The organism is Eubacterium ramulus (assembly GCF_003122485.1).
Classification (GTDB): Bacteria; Bacillota; Clostridia; order Lachnospirales; family Lachnospiraceae; genus Eubacterium_I; species Eubacterium_I ramulus_A.
Map to the genome: position 1 here is coordinate 16,656 of NZ_JRFU01000029.1, position 16,936 is coordinate 33,591.

The 16,936-nt window shown below is 38.2% G+C and carries 16 protein-coding genes and 2 pseudogenes; 10 read left to right on the forward strand and 8 right to left on the reverse strand.

Annotated features, from left to right (window positions below):
• Positions 1 to 80 precede the first annotated feature (80 nt).
• Complete coding sequence (locus LG34_RS03115; RefSeq protein WP_009321643.1) at positions 81 to 338, reverse strand: DUF6061 family protein; 258 nt, start codon at positions 336 to 338, stop codon at positions 81 to 83.
• A 292-nt stretch (positions 339 to 630) separates the two neighbouring features.
• On the opposite strand from LG34_RS03115, the gene LG34_RS03120 reads away from it, so the two are divergent.
• From LG34_RS03120 to LG34_RS03135, 4 genes are all read left to right on the forward strand, one after another.
• The gene (locus tag LG34_RS03120) at positions 631 to 1,233 is read left to right on the forward strand and encodes a Type 1 glutamine amidotransferase-like domain-containing protein (protein WP_109214828.1); all 603 of its coding nucleotides are present in this window, start codon (positions 631 to 633) and stop codon (positions 1,231 to 1,233) included.
• 722 nt (positions 1,234 to 1,955) lie between these two features.
• Entirely contained in the window at positions 1,956 to 2,600 is a 645-nt protein-coding gene (locus tag LG34_RS03125; RefSeq protein ID WP_347486597.1) for an AAA family ATPase, read from the forward strand.
• A gap of 117 nt (positions 2,601 to 2,717) precedes the next feature.
• Entirely contained in the window at positions 2,718 to 3,341 is a 624-nt protein-coding gene (locus LG34_RS03130) for a hypothetical protein (protein WP_109214829.1), read from the forward strand.
• 30 nt (positions 3,342 to 3,371) lie between these two features.
• Positions 3,372 to 3,599, forward strand: coding sequence for a hypothetical protein (locus LG34_RS03135; protein WP_130647815.1), 228 nt, complete (start codon positions 3,372 to 3,374; stop codon positions 3,597 to 3,599).
• Between the two features lie 193 nt (positions 3,600 to 3,792).
• Here the strand turns inward: LG34_RS03135 and LG34_RS03145 are convergent, their stop codons facing one another.
• Both LG34_RS03145 and LG34_RS03150 read right to left on the reverse strand, forming a co-directional pair.
• Entirely contained in the window at positions 3,793 to 4,125 is a 333-nt protein-coding gene (locus LG34_RS03145; protein WP_005602916.1) for a type II toxin-antitoxin system RelE/ParE family toxin, read from the reverse strand.
• Entirely contained in the window at positions 4,122 to 4,385 is a 264-nt protein-coding gene (locus LG34_RS03150; protein WP_014081285.1) for a type II toxin-antitoxin system prevent-host-death family antitoxin, read from the reverse strand. The genes LG34_RS03145 and LG34_RS03150 overlap by 4 nt, the downstream gene beginning before the upstream one ends.
• 224 nt (positions 4,386 to 4,609) lie before the next feature.
• Here LG34_RS03150 and LG34_RS17445 point away from each other — a divergent pair, with 224 nt between their 5' ends.
• From LG34_RS17445 to LG34_RS03165, 3 genes are all read left to right on the forward strand, one after another.
• Positions 4,610 to 5,230: a hypothetical protein gene (locus LG34_RS17445; protein WP_431602596.1), complete on the forward strand. Its 621-nt coding sequence runs from the start codon at positions 4,610 to 4,612 to the stop codon at positions 5,228 to 5,230.
• An 85-nt stretch (positions 5,231 to 5,315) separates the two neighbouring features.
• A complete protein-coding gene (locus LG34_RS03160; RefSeq protein ID WP_109214831.1) occupies positions 5,316 to 6,080 on the forward strand; it encodes a class I SAM-dependent methyltransferase in 765 nt (254 codons plus the stop codon).
• An 87-nt stretch (positions 6,081 to 6,167) separates the two neighbouring features.
• Positions 6,168 to 6,377 carry a DUF6219 family protein gene (locus LG34_RS03165; RefSeq protein WP_008392833.1) on the forward strand — a complete coding sequence of 70 codons (210 nt, stop codon included), beginning with the start codon at positions 6,168 to 6,170 and terminating at the stop codon, positions 6,375 to 6,377.
• 301 nt (positions 6,378 to 6,678) lie between these two features.
• On the opposite strand, the pseudogene LG34_RS16915 reads toward LG34_RS03165, so the two are convergent.
• The 3 genes and pseudogenes from LG34_RS16915 to LG34_RS03185 all read right to left on the reverse strand — a co-directional run.
• A pseudogene (locus LG34_RS16915) lies at positions 6,679 to 6,926 on the reverse strand (ATPase); the annotation flags it as partial.
• A 36-nt stretch (positions 6,927 to 6,962) separates the two neighbouring features.
• Positions 6,963 to 8,660, reverse strand: coding sequence for a diguanylate cyclase domain-containing protein (locus LG34_RS03180; protein WP_242979790.1), 1,698 nt, complete (start codon positions 8,658 to 8,660; stop codon positions 6,963 to 6,965).
• Between the two features lie 302 nt (positions 8,661 to 8,962).
• A pseudogene (locus tag LG34_RS03185) lies at positions 8,963 to 9,127 on the reverse strand (ATPase); the annotation flags it as partial.
• Positions 9,128 to 9,133: 6 nt separating this feature from the next.
• Here LG34_RS03185 and LG34_RS03190 point away from each other — a divergent pair.
• On the forward strand, positions 9,134 to 9,682 hold the full coding sequence (locus LG34_RS03190; RefSeq protein ID WP_146190179.1) for an NAD-dependent epimerase/dehydratase family protein: 549 nt from the start codon (positions 9,134 to 9,136) through the stop codon (positions 9,680 to 9,682).
• A 283-nt stretch (positions 9,683 to 9,965) separates the two neighbouring features.
• A complete protein-coding gene (locus tag LG34_RS03195) occupies positions 9,966 to 13,280 on the forward strand; it encodes a DEAD/DEAH box helicase (RefSeq protein WP_109214834.1) in 3,315 nt (1,104 codons plus the stop codon).
• A 609-nt stretch (positions 13,281 to 13,889) separates the two neighbouring features.
• Here LG34_RS03195 and LG34_RS03200 read toward each other — a convergent pair.
• Together LG34_RS03200 and LG34_RS03205 are read right to left on the reverse strand one after the other, a co-directional pair.
• Positions 13,890 to 15,092 (reverse strand): replication initiation protein, encoded by a 1,203-nt coding sequence (locus LG34_RS03200; RefSeq protein ID WP_109214835.1) that lies wholly within the window; start codon positions 15,090 to 15,092, stop codon positions 13,890 to 13,892.
• Between the two features lie 709 nt (positions 15,093 to 15,801).
• The gene (locus tag LG34_RS03205; RefSeq protein ID WP_146190180.1) at positions 15,802 to 16,119 is read right to left on the reverse strand and encodes a hypothetical protein; all 318 of its coding nucleotides are present in this window, start codon (positions 16,117 to 16,119) and stop codon (positions 15,802 to 15,804) included.
• A gap of 346 nt (positions 16,120 to 16,465) precedes the next feature.
• Here LG34_RS03205 and LG34_RS03210 point away from each other — a divergent pair, with 346 nt between their 5' ends.
• Positions 16,466 to 16,699 (forward strand): hypothetical protein, encoded by a 234-nt coding sequence (locus LG34_RS03210; RefSeq protein ID WP_109214837.1) that lies wholly within the window; start codon positions 16,466 to 16,468, stop codon positions 16,697 to 16,699.
• The last annotated feature ends 237 nt before the right edge of the window (positions 16,700 to 16,936 follow it).

A 16,936-nucleotide genomic window follows, 5' to 3' on the forward strand; every position in this document is an offset into this window, starting at 1 on the left:
AGCCTCATAGCAATAGGGCTGTCCTTTTAAAATTATGAAGCTAATTTTTAATAAATTCTAGTAGATTTTGATTGGAATAATCATAACTCTAATGAATCTTCAGCATCTACCCACATCTGTAAATTCCCATCAAGATATAACCTTGCATATTCTAATGGCTCATCGATTGCAAGCGATGTCAAAGCACAATCAGATCCAGGTGTGGTTCTTAAATTTTTTTCTGCTTCCCAACAATCAATACGGAGTATATAGCCCGTATTAGTATATACATCAATGCTGTTGCACTGTGGATTGTATTCTGCAAATATTGTTCTCATCGTATCCCATCTCCTTATCATTTAATCAATCAGTAGTAGCAAAAATTAAGAAGCATTTCAATCAGTTCACCATGTCACTTTTATTTTGTGTTATACTGTCTTATAGATTTTTCTTGCCCTTGTATTTGCCCTTATCAGAGTGCATAAACACTGATGGGACGATATAACACAAGGGAAATAATAAGGGAAAGCTCACCTGCGACAAATCCAGTGTTTTCAAGGGGTTGCGAAGAATTTAATAATAAAATATAACAGTTATTAAATTTCTTAAAACAGGTGAAATCTCAATCGGAATTTATAAAGGAGAATATTGATGAAACTATTTTTATGTTCGCACTTTTCAAGTGTGGGAAGTCTGATAAAGGAAGAAATTGAAAATAAGAAAGTCACATTTATTCCAACAGCTTCACTGCGTGAAGGCTACACCGGTTATGTCGGCTCGGCTCGAAAATTATTCAAAAAGTTGGGAGCAATCGTAACTGAAATTGATATTTCAACGGAGGCTTATTCAACGATACAGTCTGTTTTTGAAGAAGCAGATGTGATATATTTTACCGGCGGAAATTCTTTCTTTCTTATGGACCAGCTCCGTAAAACGGGAACTGATGGGCTACTGAAAAAGGAATTGGCAAATGGAAAATTGATGATCGGCGAGTCGGCAGGCGCAATTATATGCGCTCCAAGCATCCAATATATCGAGCAAATGGATGAAAAGCCAGAGGACTACTCACAAGAAGATGATGCAGGGCTTGATTTGATTGATTTCTATGTTCTTCCGCATTATCTTACAGCACCATTTAAGAAAGTTACCGAGAAAATAATGACTGAGTTTTCGGATTTGAATCTATGCCCAATTAACAACCGTCAGGGAATTGTAATTGATGGTGAAGGTTCAAAGGTTATTTGCAAAGACTAATTTGAAAATTCAAGTTTGCAGAACTAATAGAGAAGTAACATATAAAACAATAAATATGGTCAAAAAAACATCGACATCCGACATACAGCACGTTATAATATAGTTAATCTAATAAGAAAACCAAGTGATCATTGTTACGAAGCTGAATCGTAATGGTGGCCAACTGAGTGAACTCGATGGAACGGAATGGTTATATCCTCCGGGTGCTCCGAGCACCGGACGAGCACCGGACGAGCACCGAAAGGTGCTTTACAGAGATGAAAACAGGTTTTCTTATTTTGACAAGGAGTAACAGAATAGTTAGGAAAATCTAGGATTTCCTTGACTTAACTTTACTAAGAATTATATATGTTTTCAGTGGTATCTCGAGCTCCTAAGAGCTAATTGGGGGTTCGATTCCCCCTGAGAACAGTTGTTTGAAGTAGTAATGATTAAGAAAATTCATTACTGCTTTTTTCATTTTGGAGTGGAAAAATCCACCGAAAATTATTAAAAAAATGATTATTTCATCCACCCAAAATTAAAAATTTCCACACAAATGAGAGGTAATGATTTCCACCCGGTATTTTCAAGTATTGTGTAATATAGGAAAAGGGTTGTCAAAATCCGTAAAACTGGTTTTCTTGTCTGAAAAATCAGACCTGAGAGATATAAAACGCTCAGATTAGATTTACAAAAAATCTAGTCTGGACGTTTTTTGTCCAGTGAAAAGGAGGTCAAAAATGAATATAGGAAGTGAGAAACAGAGAGACCATGATGAAAAAGTTGTGGAGATAGAAATTGAGAAACTTCACGATTTTAAAAATCATCCATTTAAAGTTCAGGCTGACAGTCAGATGAAGGAGCTGCAGGACAGCATCAGTAAATATGGAATTGACTGCATGCCATCGCTTGGAATGATGACAATAAATGCACTTGCATGTGTTGATTCAGGTTTAATACCGGTGCAGGCTGCATATTTACTGGTAAAAGGATTACAGCAGCTTATTAAGACAATAGGCAGGGTGAAGAAACAGCTTAATCCAAAGCTTAAGATAGAAGGAATTCTACTAACTATGGTGGATAACAGAACCAATTATGCAAGAGATATATCGCTGATGGTTTATGATACATACTCTTCAAGCATAAAGGTATTCGGAACAGAGATTCCAATGTCGGTGCGTGCATCTGAAGTCAGTGTTGAGAGGGAAAAGCCTAAGTGGGATGATACTATCACAAACCGAATGCTGCACTGGTCATATACGCCGGAGCAGAAAGAAGAGGTGAAGAAAGCACTTGCTGCCGGAGTTCCGAAAGCAACGATTCTTACTTATTTCTATCCGGAGGTTACTGTGGAGAAAATGAGATCGTACCGCAAGAAGCAGTAAATGTTATCGCATAGGCACAGGAGGTGTGGTATACTGTGCTTATACGAAACGAACGTGTTTTGTTATTCGGTATTAAGAATACAGTAATTCATATTAACCAGATTAGGAGGATGTTTAATGAGTAAAATGAAAAGCTGGAATGATGAACCAGCAATACAGCAAAAAGAATATTCACAGGAAAAATATAATAAAAAGAAAAAGAGATCTCTTCGGGTTGCTAAACTGTCTTGTTATTCAGGAGAGCTGGCAGCAGTTTTCGGTTGGAACAGTATGTTGTCTCTTATTCTGTTTTTAGTATTAATGTTAGGCACATCAGCACTTCCATATATTCTGGATGTTAATATCGATTTCGGACCTGAAACATTTTGGTGCAGAGGCGGTATCTTTGTTAATATATGTTTAGTATTACTTATTCTGTTTTCAATTGCAGCATTTACGTATGCTATTAGCTATAAAGTAGCGGAAGTCATGTGTATACTTCTGGATGGTGGATTGGATGGAGCTATAGAGGTAAATGATGCTGCCATGAGAGCTAACTTTAAAGGACAGGTAGCAAAGGCAGCTGGGGTGGCTTATGTCGATACAGAAGCACTTGCAGGACCGATGAATATTCTGACCAGATACTGTACTCAAAATAATACAACAATGCTAACGTCGCGTTTCTTTACAGTTTTGCACAGAATATTAGTTGTTGCGCAGATTCTCCTTGCATGTATTAGTATATTTGAATTGTTTCATTAAGTATTAGTAGAAAATAGGTTGCGTTGTGTAATGATTATATTATCTACTTTGATAAATATTCCGTTGTACCATAGTGATAAGGATACGATTGGATTTGTAGGGTTGATTCTTATGGCGATTCAATGTTTTCTTATGGTTGTATCTATTTATCTGACAGGGAAAGCTCTGAAAAAACATTTTAATGATGATGAAACTGTAGGTAATTCATATTTGTCTGACTCACAACAATTTGATACCAAACCAATACAAGCACTTTAGCCAATAAGGTTAAGGTGCTTTTTTTGCACCTTGAAAGGGAGGAAAGACAATGGTAATCGAAGTAAACAAGGATATAGACCGCTATCAGGAATCAGTTGCGATGGGACTGGCAGCCGTGTTTGTGCTGGCGGTAGCGGGTGTGGCTGCTTATAAAGCAATGCACTAAAAAGGAACCTGCATAAAAACAGATTCCTTAAATGAGGGAAAATCCCTGTCGAAGAATGGAAGTCCAGTTACTTTTCTGATAGAGAAATCGGACTATGATTACAGTTTGCTTTTCTTCATCAATCGTATAAAAGGCAAGGTAATTATTGATTATTACAAAACGAATGCCCCAGCTTGCCAGTACCGGATCATCTACCAGACGAAACTTCTGTGGCAGGTCGGCTAGTGAGCCTATCTGCTCAGTCGCAGCATCTAACAGATTATCTGCGGCATCAGGATTTTTGAGGGTAAATTCGATATAATCCGCAGCACGCATAATATCGTGTTCTGCGGTGGAAGTGATATGAACCTGATAGCTCATCGACTGCGGCGGCTCCTGATATCTGCCATAGCTTCGGAAAATGGTCTGGTGTTGCCTGTGGCAATATCGTCCATTCCTTCCTTGATCTGGCTGTAAAGTTCAAAGCGGCTGGTCAGTTCTTCGTAGGCTTCAATGCTCATAACGGCAAGGTCGCCTTTTCCATTCTTCGTGATGAAAACTGGTTCAGGATAATTATGACAAAATGTAGAAATTTCATTGTAATTATTCCTTAAATCAGCACTTGATTTGATTGCTGGCATAAAAACACCTCCTTATTTGATAACAAAATTATACACAAATTTTGTTATGGAGTCAATGGATATACCATTAGTGTTAGCAGGATAAACACAACTATTCATATGTATCTGACCGCAAGGTCGGGAACACAGCCCACAGGGTGAAGTTCCCGGCGGGCTTTCATTATAAGAAAGCGAGTGAGCCTTTGTATAAGACACCTAAATCCATTCAGGAAACCATAGAGATTATGGCGGTGGCTGAAAACGGCATTTTTGAAGTAAGCAAAAATAAGTATTCCAAATGCTACCGCTTTCAGGACATTAATTACACGACAGCAACCGAGGATGAGCAGATTGATATTTTCGAGAGATACTGTAAGTTCTTAAATTCGCTGGACTGTAATTATAAGATTACGATCAACAATAAGAACAAAAACATGGATGAACTCCGTGACAAGGTTCTAATTGCTGAGAAAAATGATGGCTTCAATAATTACAGAAGAATCTACAATGACATTATTGAAGAGAAGATTATTGAGGGCAGACAGGGGATTGAGCAGGAGAGATACCTGACAATCACGATTGAGAGAAAGAACTTCGAGGAGGCAAAGGCACAGTTTGCAACTCTTGAGGCTACGATACACAATCCGGATATCGGCTGGGAGACAGCAGACGAGTATCTTTCCGGAAATGTGAGAGACAAGCTGAAACTGAGTGGCGGTGATATAAAGGCGGTACAGGGCGATTCCGGTCATGCGCAGGCAGACATGGTAACAGAGGTATATGGACATATTCTGGACGAGAACCGCAAAAAGAATGCCCAGCTTATAAAACTTATAAACCGTCAGCTCTTTTTTCCTTTTTTATAATAGTATCATTATGGTATAATAGAGACATTAAAATCGAAGTTTGTAAGGAACAGAAACTTTGAAGTTTACAGCGAGGTAAAAGTTTATGAATAACTATAATGAAGTGAAAAAATCATTTGGTACACAAGCAGAGAAATTTGCTTCATATCATATGTCTAAGGCAGAATATACCGATTATTTGATTCGTAGTATTCAGGCAAAGGGCAATGAACATGCATTGGAGGTTGCTGCTGGAACCTGTATATGTGGAAGAGCAGTGGCTCCTTATGTTAAGGACATTACTTGTTTGGATTTGACAGAAGCAATGTTGGAGCAGGGAAAAAAACTGGCAAAGCAAGAAGGTATTCAGAACATATCATTTGTATCGGGGAATGCGGAATGCTTACCTTTTGAAGATGAAACATTTGACCTTGTGATTACAAGACTTTCATTGCACCATTTTGTTGAGCCTGAAAAGCCTTTTCGGGAGATGCAACGAGTTTTGAAAAAAGGTGGAAAACTTGTTATTTGGGATATGGTAGCGACTACAGAAGAATTGCGTGAAACTAATGACGCTATTGAAACGATGCGTGATAACTCACATACAAGAATACTTAGCAGAGAAGAATTTGAAGCATTGTTTGAGGATGCTTTTGAGCTTCAGCTTGAAGAAACAACACTTGTTCCTGTAAATCTACAAAGTTGGATGGATTTGACAAGTACACCAGAGGATATTCAAAAAGATATTATTGATAAAATAGAATACGATTTGAATGGTGGAGATAAAACAGGTTTTAATCCCTATATCAAGGATGGACAAATATGCTTTGACCATAGGTGGTTATTGCTGATTGGAAAAAAGGAAAACTAATCCCCATTTATCAAGAAAAAGAAACTTTCAGTTTGTATATATCTTTTAAAAGGTATATGATTAAGAAAAACGGCAGGAGGTATCTGAATGAAATCACATAAATATTGGTCTATCGGTGCACTGATTACAATGCTTGGAACTTTTTATACAGGTTATAAGGGATCAAAAGAAGGCCATAAGTACTTTGCAGCAAGTTCTTTGCTTTGCATGATTATGGCTATTTATACAGGACACAAGATGATTTCTGGTAAAAGTAGGAAGAAAAAAGAAGTTTCAGTAGAGAGTGTTGAAGATTAAAAAACAAAATATTTTAATAAATAACGCCGGTGCGGGATTTTTGATATCCAGTACTGGCGTTATTTATTCTACAGGGGCTTGGGGGTGTAGCCACCAAATATATTATTAATTTTCTTCTATTTTTGTGAAAATGAGCATTTGTCAGTTCGCATTCCTTGTCAAAAGACATCGGATCACAGTTCAGTACATCCATATAAAACTCTTTTCGTAGGATGCTTCGTCTGAATTCATCTGCAATCTCCGTCATAATAAAAATATCTCCATCATTTCAAAAGAGAATGCTGGAGATATTTCGCCTTGCTTATTCTTGTAGTAACCAATCGTTATATCGTGAATTACAATTCCTTCATAGCTATATTGGGGATGTTTGGTTCTAGCAATAATCATTTTCGGATAAGCATCTCGAATCTGAAGCCGAGGAAAGTATTCTCTCTCAAATGTTTCCTGCCCGGAAATGTTGTCGCTGATCTGAATATAAAACTTCTCGTTGCTTCTCTGAGCAACAAAGTCGATTTCCTTTTGATAGAGCTTGCCGACATAAACATTATATGAAAATAGATCATATGCTCTGTTTTTTGCAATATTTTATCTTGCGAATTTATCATTGTAACGAATATGCATATCTTCCCAATCCATGAACAATACATAAAATACTTTCCCGTATTGCGGACTCTCTACAATTCTTCCATGATCAAGAACAGCAAAATAAGTTCCGTCAGCTTTTCGAAGATGAAAGTGAACATAGTCATTTTCATTACCATTGTCAATCTGTTCCCAGATACTTGATTCTATCTGTTGCTGTTCATCTTCACGAATCAAGTTGCGAAAACTTTTCTTAGTAAGTCTGAACAGTTCATCTATATCTTTATATCCGGACATATGAAGAAATTCATCATTTGCAAAAAATAGTTCATCATCTTCTTTGTCAGCTCTGTATATGACGAATGCACCTGGAAGATGTTCCGCGATATCCTTGAATGCGAATCCAAGTTGTTTGCGGGCACCTGACCGAAGACCTTCCCTGTAGGCCATACATCCATTTTTACCATGAAGCTTTATTTCATAAAGAGCGGCATCTGCGCAGCGCATGAGTTGTGAACGATTGGATGCAAATGTTGGATATTCTGCATATCCTAGAGAAATATAAAATGCATGTTTCTTACCATGGTATGAGAATGATTTAGGAAGTTTGGTGAATTGCTGTAGCTGTACATCTGCTTCTTTAAAGGTACAATTTGGTAAAAGAATGCAGAATTCATCACCACCATTTCTTCCTAGTAATGCATCGGATGGGAAAAAAGCCTTCATGCTGTCTGCAAGATTTTTTAATGCCCTGTCTCCGTAATTATGTCCATAGATATCATTAATAAACTTGAAATCATCGATATCAAAGAGCGCGGCCACAAAATGTGCTTTTGGATTTTTTTGAATCATTTTTTCTGCAAATTCATCAAATCCATAGCGGTTATAAATATTTGTAAGAGAATCTGTGTTCGCCAGTATCTGAAACTTTTTCTTATGTTCTTTTGCTACTAACCATACTCTGGTAAGAACTGACAAGAGAAGGGTTATTGTAAGAAACATTCCGATAATGATTATCAGTAGTGTGGCATTTCTCCATCCACTTTTAGGACTTACTTCAAATTTCCAGTTTTCATCGCCTATTGAAAAAGTATAAGAAACAGGATGATTTATTTGCCCATCTGATTGATAAACCACTTTATAAGTATCACTCCATGGAACGTCTGTTTTTGAAATTTTGTATTCGTATCCAAAATTTGAAAGTGCACTGATTGAATCTGAAAAAATATCCGGAACACGCAGGATAACAATAGTAAATCCCCAGAAATACTCATGTCCGTTTTTATCTTTCAGGTATACGGGATTGCGGACTGCAATTCCATATCCTCCCTGTTTTAATTTGAAGGGGCCCTGCGTAATGATTGTATGGTTGTCTCTGGCGTAACAGGAAATTTTTCCGCGGTCTTTATCATGAATCAAATCAATCTTACCTGCCTCATTTTCATTAGCCGGATAAATATCTGTAACAACACCATTAGGAGCAAGCTGTACACTTTCAATAGAATCAGACATAAGATTTCCGGCAATTGTTTCAAACTGATGGATTTCGCCATCTTCACTTATTAAGATTTGCTTCAAGGTATCTGTGATCTCAATTCCATTTGTAATTTCATTCTTTATTCGTTCACCATAGGTGACTACGTTTAATTGTGCTGTTATGTGTCTCTGCTCTTTTTCGTGGGTGTCTGTTTTGTATAACAAGGCATATGCCCAGTAAAAAAATGATAAGAGGCACAAGTGTTTTCTTTTTCACTTGGTTCACCTCATTTTGTCCATGGGAATTATTATAATAAAGCATTATATCACAGAAGTTGAAAAACAGAATAAGTTTTTTGGGAAAAACAAACTGTGCAAAATCTTTATACATTTATGACAGAAGAATGTATATCGACAGGGATTTGTGAAATCTATATATTTTAAGAAGGAGCCTTCGCTTATTCGAAAGCTCCTTTTCTGCATACCTTACTTTTTCAGCCTTAAGCCATCTCGAAATACTTCGCCCACACACTGTCGCTGACCTGATTCAAGAATGCTCCGGCATTCTCGCTGCCTCTCTGAGCAACAAAGTCGATTTCCCTTTGATAGAGCTTGCCGACATAAACATCATATCCACGGCGAAGAAGCTCGATGCAAACGATGTTTTCATATACTCTGCCATAATCCATATACAGCCTTTGAATGAAGTAGGACTGTACACCTATCGGAAAATGCTGTTGGAAAAAGAACTGCAGAAAGTGCATGAACAGAATCATTTTGCATATACGATTCTCAGACCAGCCTTTGTATTCGGACCATATAATTACGCACCGAGAGAATCCTGGTTTATCCAGAATGTCATCCAGAATCATTCTGTCTATTATCCATCCGACAGCACCGGCCATTTTCAGATGATCTATGTCAAAGATGCCGCCGAAGCAATTATTCGCTGCATCCAGTCTGAAAAAAGCCATAACGAAGCCTATAATTTAAGCGCACCGGAAGTTCTCACCTACCGGACATTTCTTGATGAACTGCACAACGCCAGTGATGTGGATTTCACCGAACAGAATGTGACCGTTGCCCGCTCACTGACTGCCCGGATTCCATTTCCTTTCCCATTAACAGAAGCAGAAAGTGAATTATTAGACGGTTCCAAACTTACCGATGAACTCAGTCTGACTTACACACCGTTTTCCGAAGCACTGGCAGCAACTTACCGGGCCATGAAAGGCATTTATCTGTAATGTTTTTATTTTTAAGCAAATGTAATCGAACGTTTTTTCGATTTTATCACGGTTTTCACTTGTGCCATCATAGATTCCTAATGTATAATGATAACATCTGATTTATTATTTTCTTACAACTGATAACTATATTTTTGATACCAGGTTCAAGAATGATTCCGGCATTGTTGCTCCCACCTATAGCGGTGGGAGACATCTCTCATTTGATATATCTATTTTTATCTTTTTAATGTAAAATATAGTTATTAAACTTATTACCAAAGAAAGAAGGAGCTCTGAATCTATGTGGACAGAACGTGATTTACAAACGATGCTGGATCCTCAGCTTTTTTATCAGGGACGACTGATTGAGCTGACCGGCGGCGTATATTCCTTTGAAACTTATAAATCCACATCCGAATATGGTGATCTTCAGCTGGATATTGTCGCAGAAGTTCGGGACAAAAATGAGCGTTCCTACTCTGTGGAAGTGACCATGTACTATGATGACAATATGGAGGAAGATCATTTTGACTATTATTGTCCCTGTGATTCTTTTCGGAACAAAAATGACCTGTGCAAACACTGTGTTGCCACATTGCTTCACTATATCCGTAAGCCGAAAAAAACATTGCTTGCCCTTGAATACAATGATTTTACACCAGATAACCCAAAGCAAACCAATCAATTTGTTCCCCTGGTTGAACTCCCTGAGGACAATACCAGTGCCCGTTCTACAGATTATGGAATGGCACAGCTTTTACGTCGGATGGGAGAGCAGGAAAACTGGCTTCTTACCTCCGGTTCCATCGCAGGCAAAATTCATCTGGAAGCAATTTTACATACAGACACAAGATATCCATGTGTTTCCCTGAGAATCGGCGAAAACAAAATGTATGTAGTCAAAGATATTGCCGCTTTGGTAAACCGCGTACAGACCGGACAGTGGTTTGCTTATGGAAAACAATTCGGATTTACCCATCAGCTGGAAGCTTTTGACGCGGAAAGCCGACCGCTCATGGAGTATTTTATGCGCCAGTTTGAAGACAGTGACGCATGGTATAACTTCACAAGTTCCAGAGAATATTTTCTGCGGCATGAGACGCTGGATTCCTTTATGGACGTTGTGCGCACCACAGGAATCTATCTGGCACCTTATACAAAATCCTCCAAACTGTGGTATCCGGTAGACGAACCCTATCGGAAATCTCTGCAGATTTCATCCGTAGAAGATGGAATTGAACTGACGTTGGAACAACCACCGGTCATTTACAGTCACGACTGGCAATATGTATTTTCCGATCAGAAAATCTACCGGATCAGCCGTCGAAATTCAACCGCACTAAATACATTTGAGAAAAATATGACTATTCGCTGGGACGGAAACTGTTTTATCGCTAATGACGATCTACCGGTATTTACCCGTGATTTTCTTCCAGAACTGGAATCCGTGTATCAAATTCAGAAAATTGGCTATGTTCCGGAAAAATACCTTCCAGATGAAGCTGCTTTCCGTGTATATCTGGATCTTCCACAACAGAATCTGATCACCTGCGATCTGGTGGCAGACTACGGAAATGACCAGGTTTACCATGTTTTTGACGGCAGTAATCGTCAAAAAGACAGGAATCGAAATATACGGGAAGAAGCAAAAGTTGCTGCACTCATCTCCAGTTATTGTAATGCCATCGATGATCGAACCGGCAATCCAGTAGCTTCCAGTGATGAAAACTGCATGTTCGAACTTCTGACCAAAGGACTGGGAGCCTTTGAAGAAGTTGCTGAAGTCTTTATCTCTGATCGTTTGAAAAAAATCCGGGTAATTCAGCCGCCGAAAATATCCATCGGTATTACGATGAAAGAAGATCTTCTGAATTTTCAGATTGAATCAGACAGCATTGATCTGGACGAACTGGCATACATTTTGTCCAAATACGACCGCAAAAAGAAGTTTTACCGCTTAAAATCCGGTGAATTTTTCCCTGTAGAGGACACAGATCTGGATACTCTGGCTCAGTTACAGGAAGGACTGATGCTCACTTATGAGGAACTGGCTTCCGGTGATATCACCCTGCCAAAATTCCGTGCCCCTTATCTGGACGAACAGCTACGGCAGGGAAGTTTTCTGTCCGTACAAAAAGGAAAAAGCTTCCGCAAACTGATCCGAAATATGAAAACAGTGGAAGACAGTGATTTTGAAGTTCCGGAAAAATTCCAGAAAGTATTGCGCGAATACCAGAAAACCGGTTATCTCTGGCTGGAAACCCTTTGCCAGAACGGTTTTGGTGGAATTCTTGCTGATGATATGGGACTTGGAAAAACCCTTCAGGTGATTGTATTTCTCTACGCCCATTACATTGAACGGCAGGAAACACACAAAAATACACTGATTGTCTGCCCTGCATCCCTTGTATACAACTGGGAACGGGAAATCCACCATTTTGCACCGGAACTGACCGTTTATACCGTAGCCGGAAACGTAGAAGAACGAAAATCCGTGCTTGAACACCACCAGAAAGGTGCCATTTTCATCACATCCTATGATCTGCTCCGCCGGGATATTGAACTGTATCAGCAGCTGACCTTCGCCTACCAGATCATTGATGAAGCACAGTTTATCAAAAATGCCACCACGAAAGCAGCAAAAGCGGTCAAACAGATTGCTTCCGATTTTCGCATTGCCCTGACCGGTACACCGGTAGAAAATCATCTGGGCGAATTATGGAGTATTTTTGACTACCTGATGCCCGGATACCTTTATTCCTACAAGCGGTTCCATGTCACCTTTGAAATCCCGATCGTTCAAATCGGCAATCCCGCTGCACTGGAACGTTTGCAGAAACTGATTGCACCGTTTGTACTGCGCCGTCTGAAAAAGGATGTATTAAAAGATCTTCCTGAAAAACTGGAGAAAAACATGTTTACGCCGTTAACAGGAGAGCAGGAAGACCTTTACCGGGCACATGTCCAGCGTTTGGAGGTATTGTTATCCAAACAGTCTCAGGAAGAATTTAATCAGTCCAAAATTGAAATTCTTGCGGAACTGACCAAACTGCGGCAGCTTTGCTGTGATCCGGCACTATTATATGAAAATTATCAGGCAGGTTCTGCCAAACTGGATCTGTGTCTGGAACTTGTTCAGAATGCAATCTCCGGCGGACATAAAATACTGATATTTTCCCAGTTCACTACCATGCTGGATGGCATTGCAGAGCGTTTAAAACAGGAAAATATTCCATACTATGTACTGAAAGGCTCCACGCCAAAACAGGAGCGTATGCAGCTTGTAACCGCCTTCAATCAGGATGAAACACCGGTATTTCTAATCTCCCTGAAAGCCGGCGGAACCGGACTAAACCTGACAGCAGCAGATATCGTGATCCATTACGATCCATGGTGGAACACCGCGGTACAGAACCAGGCAACCGACCGTGCACATCGTATTGGTCAGAAAAATAAAGTTCTTGTGTACCGCCTGATCGCACAGAATACCATTGAAGAAAAAATTCTGAGACTGCAGGAAAAGAAAGCACAGCTGGCAGATCAGATTCTTGGTGGAGAGACAACTAAAAATCCAGCATTTTCCAGAGAAGAATTACTTGCATTGCTACAGGATTAAGCTCATAAAAAGGCAGAAGATTTCATTCTTCTGTCTTTTTTAACGGACATTTATGGGATGTATATTTATGCAAGACATTTATAGGAAAACTAGCAGACATTTATGGGCTATATCCTTATACACGCCACCTATAGGTAAACTAACGGACATTTATGGGCTATTTCTTTATACACGCACTCTATAGGCGAACTAGCGGACATTTATAGGCTATATTTTATAAACGCCACCCATGGGTAAACTAACGGACATTTATAGGTTATATTCTTTATGCACGACATATATAGGCAAACTAGCGGACATTTATAGGCTATGTTTTTCATGCACGCCGTCTATAGGCAAACTAACGGACATTTATAGGCTATATTTATCCCCGCCATCTATGGGTAAACTAACAGACATTTATGGGATCTATTTTTTATGTACGACATATATAGGCAAACTTGCGGACATTTATAGGCTATATTTTTTACTCACGCCATCTATGAGCGAACTTACGGACATTTATGGGACCCAATTTTTGTACAAAAAAATGTGATGTACATTTCTATACATCACATTTTCTTATTATTGACTTTATTTACACCATTATTTTTTACAAAATCCATAAAATTATTTCGTAGAATCTACCTTTGCATAATGTTCCAGACGCATCTGTTCCATATATTCATCGAATTCTTCTGTCTGTTCCTGAGAATATCCCTTTACTTTATGAATCGGCGCATCTTCATATCCATTCTGAATCGCAGCAGTCAGCCAGCCGATCAGATTTTTGATATTTTCCTGCTTACATGCCAGTTCATACGCATATTCAATCTTATTAATATCATAATTTGCTACTTTTAATAATGCTTTCGCCTGAGAAATCTTGATCTTTTCATCAATAATATCCATGACTTTATCAATCAGATCATCCAGTTCTGCATCTGCTGGTGTCGGAACTTCTTCTTCCAGTGTCGGTTCCACCGTCATATCTTTCTTCGTTACTTCAAAATCAATTCCATAGATTTTTCCGCCACGACCGCTTCGCATCAGATCATATTTTACAGAAATATCAGACTTCTCATTGATCTCATTGACCGCAACATCCAGAACACGACGCTTGAAATCACACCATTTATCAAAGGATTTCAGCTTTTCATGCACTAATTCGTTGACAATATAGTCATAATCGATCTCTTTTTTCTCCAATTCACGCTGAATATCACGGTTGATCTTGCCTTTATCGTCTTTGATCTGAACGGTTCCAAGATGCAGCTTGATCTCCGAAACACCATATTTTATATGGAAAACATTGCCTGTTTCCTTATCATATTTCGTATGATAGGCGCGCGAAGAAAGCAGTTCGTACAGACGGTATGACCATCCGGAACGAAATGACAACATCATAGGAATATTTAACATAGTAAAATTAGCCTTCAGATCATAAATATAATCTTTGATCTCAGGCTCAAACTTAATTTCCATCGTACCGGAACCGGATTCATAACTTACCACACCGACCAGACTCATACATTTAAAACTTCCATCTGCAGATTCGATAAACATGGTTCGACCTGCCAGAGAAGTAGCAACGTCTTTCAGATATGTACCCATTGCATTTCCGGTTACATGTAAAACTTCTTTAATTTCTTTCGTACGGAGTGTCGCCACCGGACGCCCCTGATCACTCAAACGCACTTTTGTCAATGCCAGTGCCAGCACTTTGTTCTCTAAAAGCGATGCTCTGTATACGGAGGAAATCAGAAAATTACTTTTCTTTAACATGTCCGGGAACATCGTTTTATCCGATTTCGCTATCTCATTCTTTGCCATTAGTGATAAAATTCCTTTTTATATTCTCTCTTTTGTATCCCTCAAAACGATCTGATGCAAAACTGCACCAGATAAACTAACTATTTTCCGTTCTAATTTACTTCCTTAATTATGCCTTTAAATCCTCAATTTGTCAATGAAAAAACTGTCAGACTTTTTTGAAAAAGTTATCAACACCCAAAAATGTCCGTTAAAAGATTCAAATCCATCCCATAAACGTCCGTTATTTCACAACAATATCCCATAAATGTCCGCTAAAAAATTTTTAGCATCCTACATTTGTCCACTAAATATCCATTTTTTCACCCAGAAATGTCCATATCTTGTATTTTGGCATCCCATATTTGTCCGTTTCTTTCGATGTGGTCCTACAAATGTCCGTTAAAAACATCCGTTCGAACCCACAAATGTCTTATTCTTATTTTTTTACATCCTATAAATGTCCGTTTCTTCAAGGGGTATCCCACATTTGTCTGTTAGTTCCCAAACTACTATCCTAAATTTGTCCGTTAAAAAAGTATTATTTCCGAACTTACGGCACAATATGTAGATATCTCTTAAAACTAAACATCCTATAAATGTCCGTCAAAACATTTGTTTGCCTCAAAAATGCCGTTAGTTCCACTCATTGATCCCAAATTTGTCCGTTTCTTCCACAAAAATCTCCCGAAAAGTCCTACATTTGTCCGTTAATTAACCAAAAAGCATCCTAAATCTGTCCGTTAGTTCCAGTTTTTTGATCCCATATCTGTCCGTTTCTTTCCAAAAAACAATTGTAAAACAATTCAATTCTCCTCAAAATTGCCGTTAGTTCACAAATTATTGCCCATAAATGTCCGTAAAATAGCAAAAATGGCCAAAAATAAGGCTCAATTTTTCTTTTAACGGACAAATCTGGGACCAATATCTGCCTTTTTCTTTGCCCATTTATGCCTTTTTCTTCGCCAATAGCCCGCTTTTTCTTCGATTTTCCGGGCATCCCACATTTGTCCGCTTCTTCACCTACGTATATTCGCATCTTTTCCAACCAGCCACCGTCATTTAGCCTGTAAATGTCCGTACTTTATTTTCAAGAATCCCGTAAAATCAACGTTTTTCGACATTTTTTGTGGATATAATATAAAGAATATAAGTATGTTGTTTACAAATAAATAAAAAGAATAGAATATTATCAACAACGGTGTCGTTGATAAACAAAAAATTTTTTCACTTACATCAAAACCAATCTTTTATTTCTATATCAATGAGAACAACAAGAAAAAAAACTTCAATACTTAACTTAAACTTTTTTTCTGTTATACTTGAGCATGTTGTTGTTGATAACTCACACAACCAATTCATAAAAAAATAATTATCAACAGAGGGTGAATTTTATGGAAAAGGGTATTGAAGTAATTGCAAGATATCATTATCAACAGGGATATTTTGTTGAAGTGACAACGGAAAGATCTGTTTTGGCTGGCAGAGATTATTGGTTATGTAAGAAAAACAGTCCACGAAAAGTGTTCATGTTCAGCAGTAAATTTAAAAATGAAGATCAGGAAGTGCATCAGATCATTGACCAGATCAAAAACAATGTTGAAAAATATGAACATACAAATATGTAGTTAAAAAAGAAAAAGCCATCCGGATTTTTAATAATAAGAAATACTTATTATAACTCAAAAACCTGGGTGGCTTAAATTATACATAGAAATGCATAAATATACATTTTATTAATAATATGCATATTTTAATACATGCCAGCTTTTTAACCGAATCAAGTAAGTCCCCTGCTTCAATTGCGAAAAGCAATAATCAGTGGGTGGGGACTTGCTTGTATCAGGAGGAGTGCAAGCTCCTTC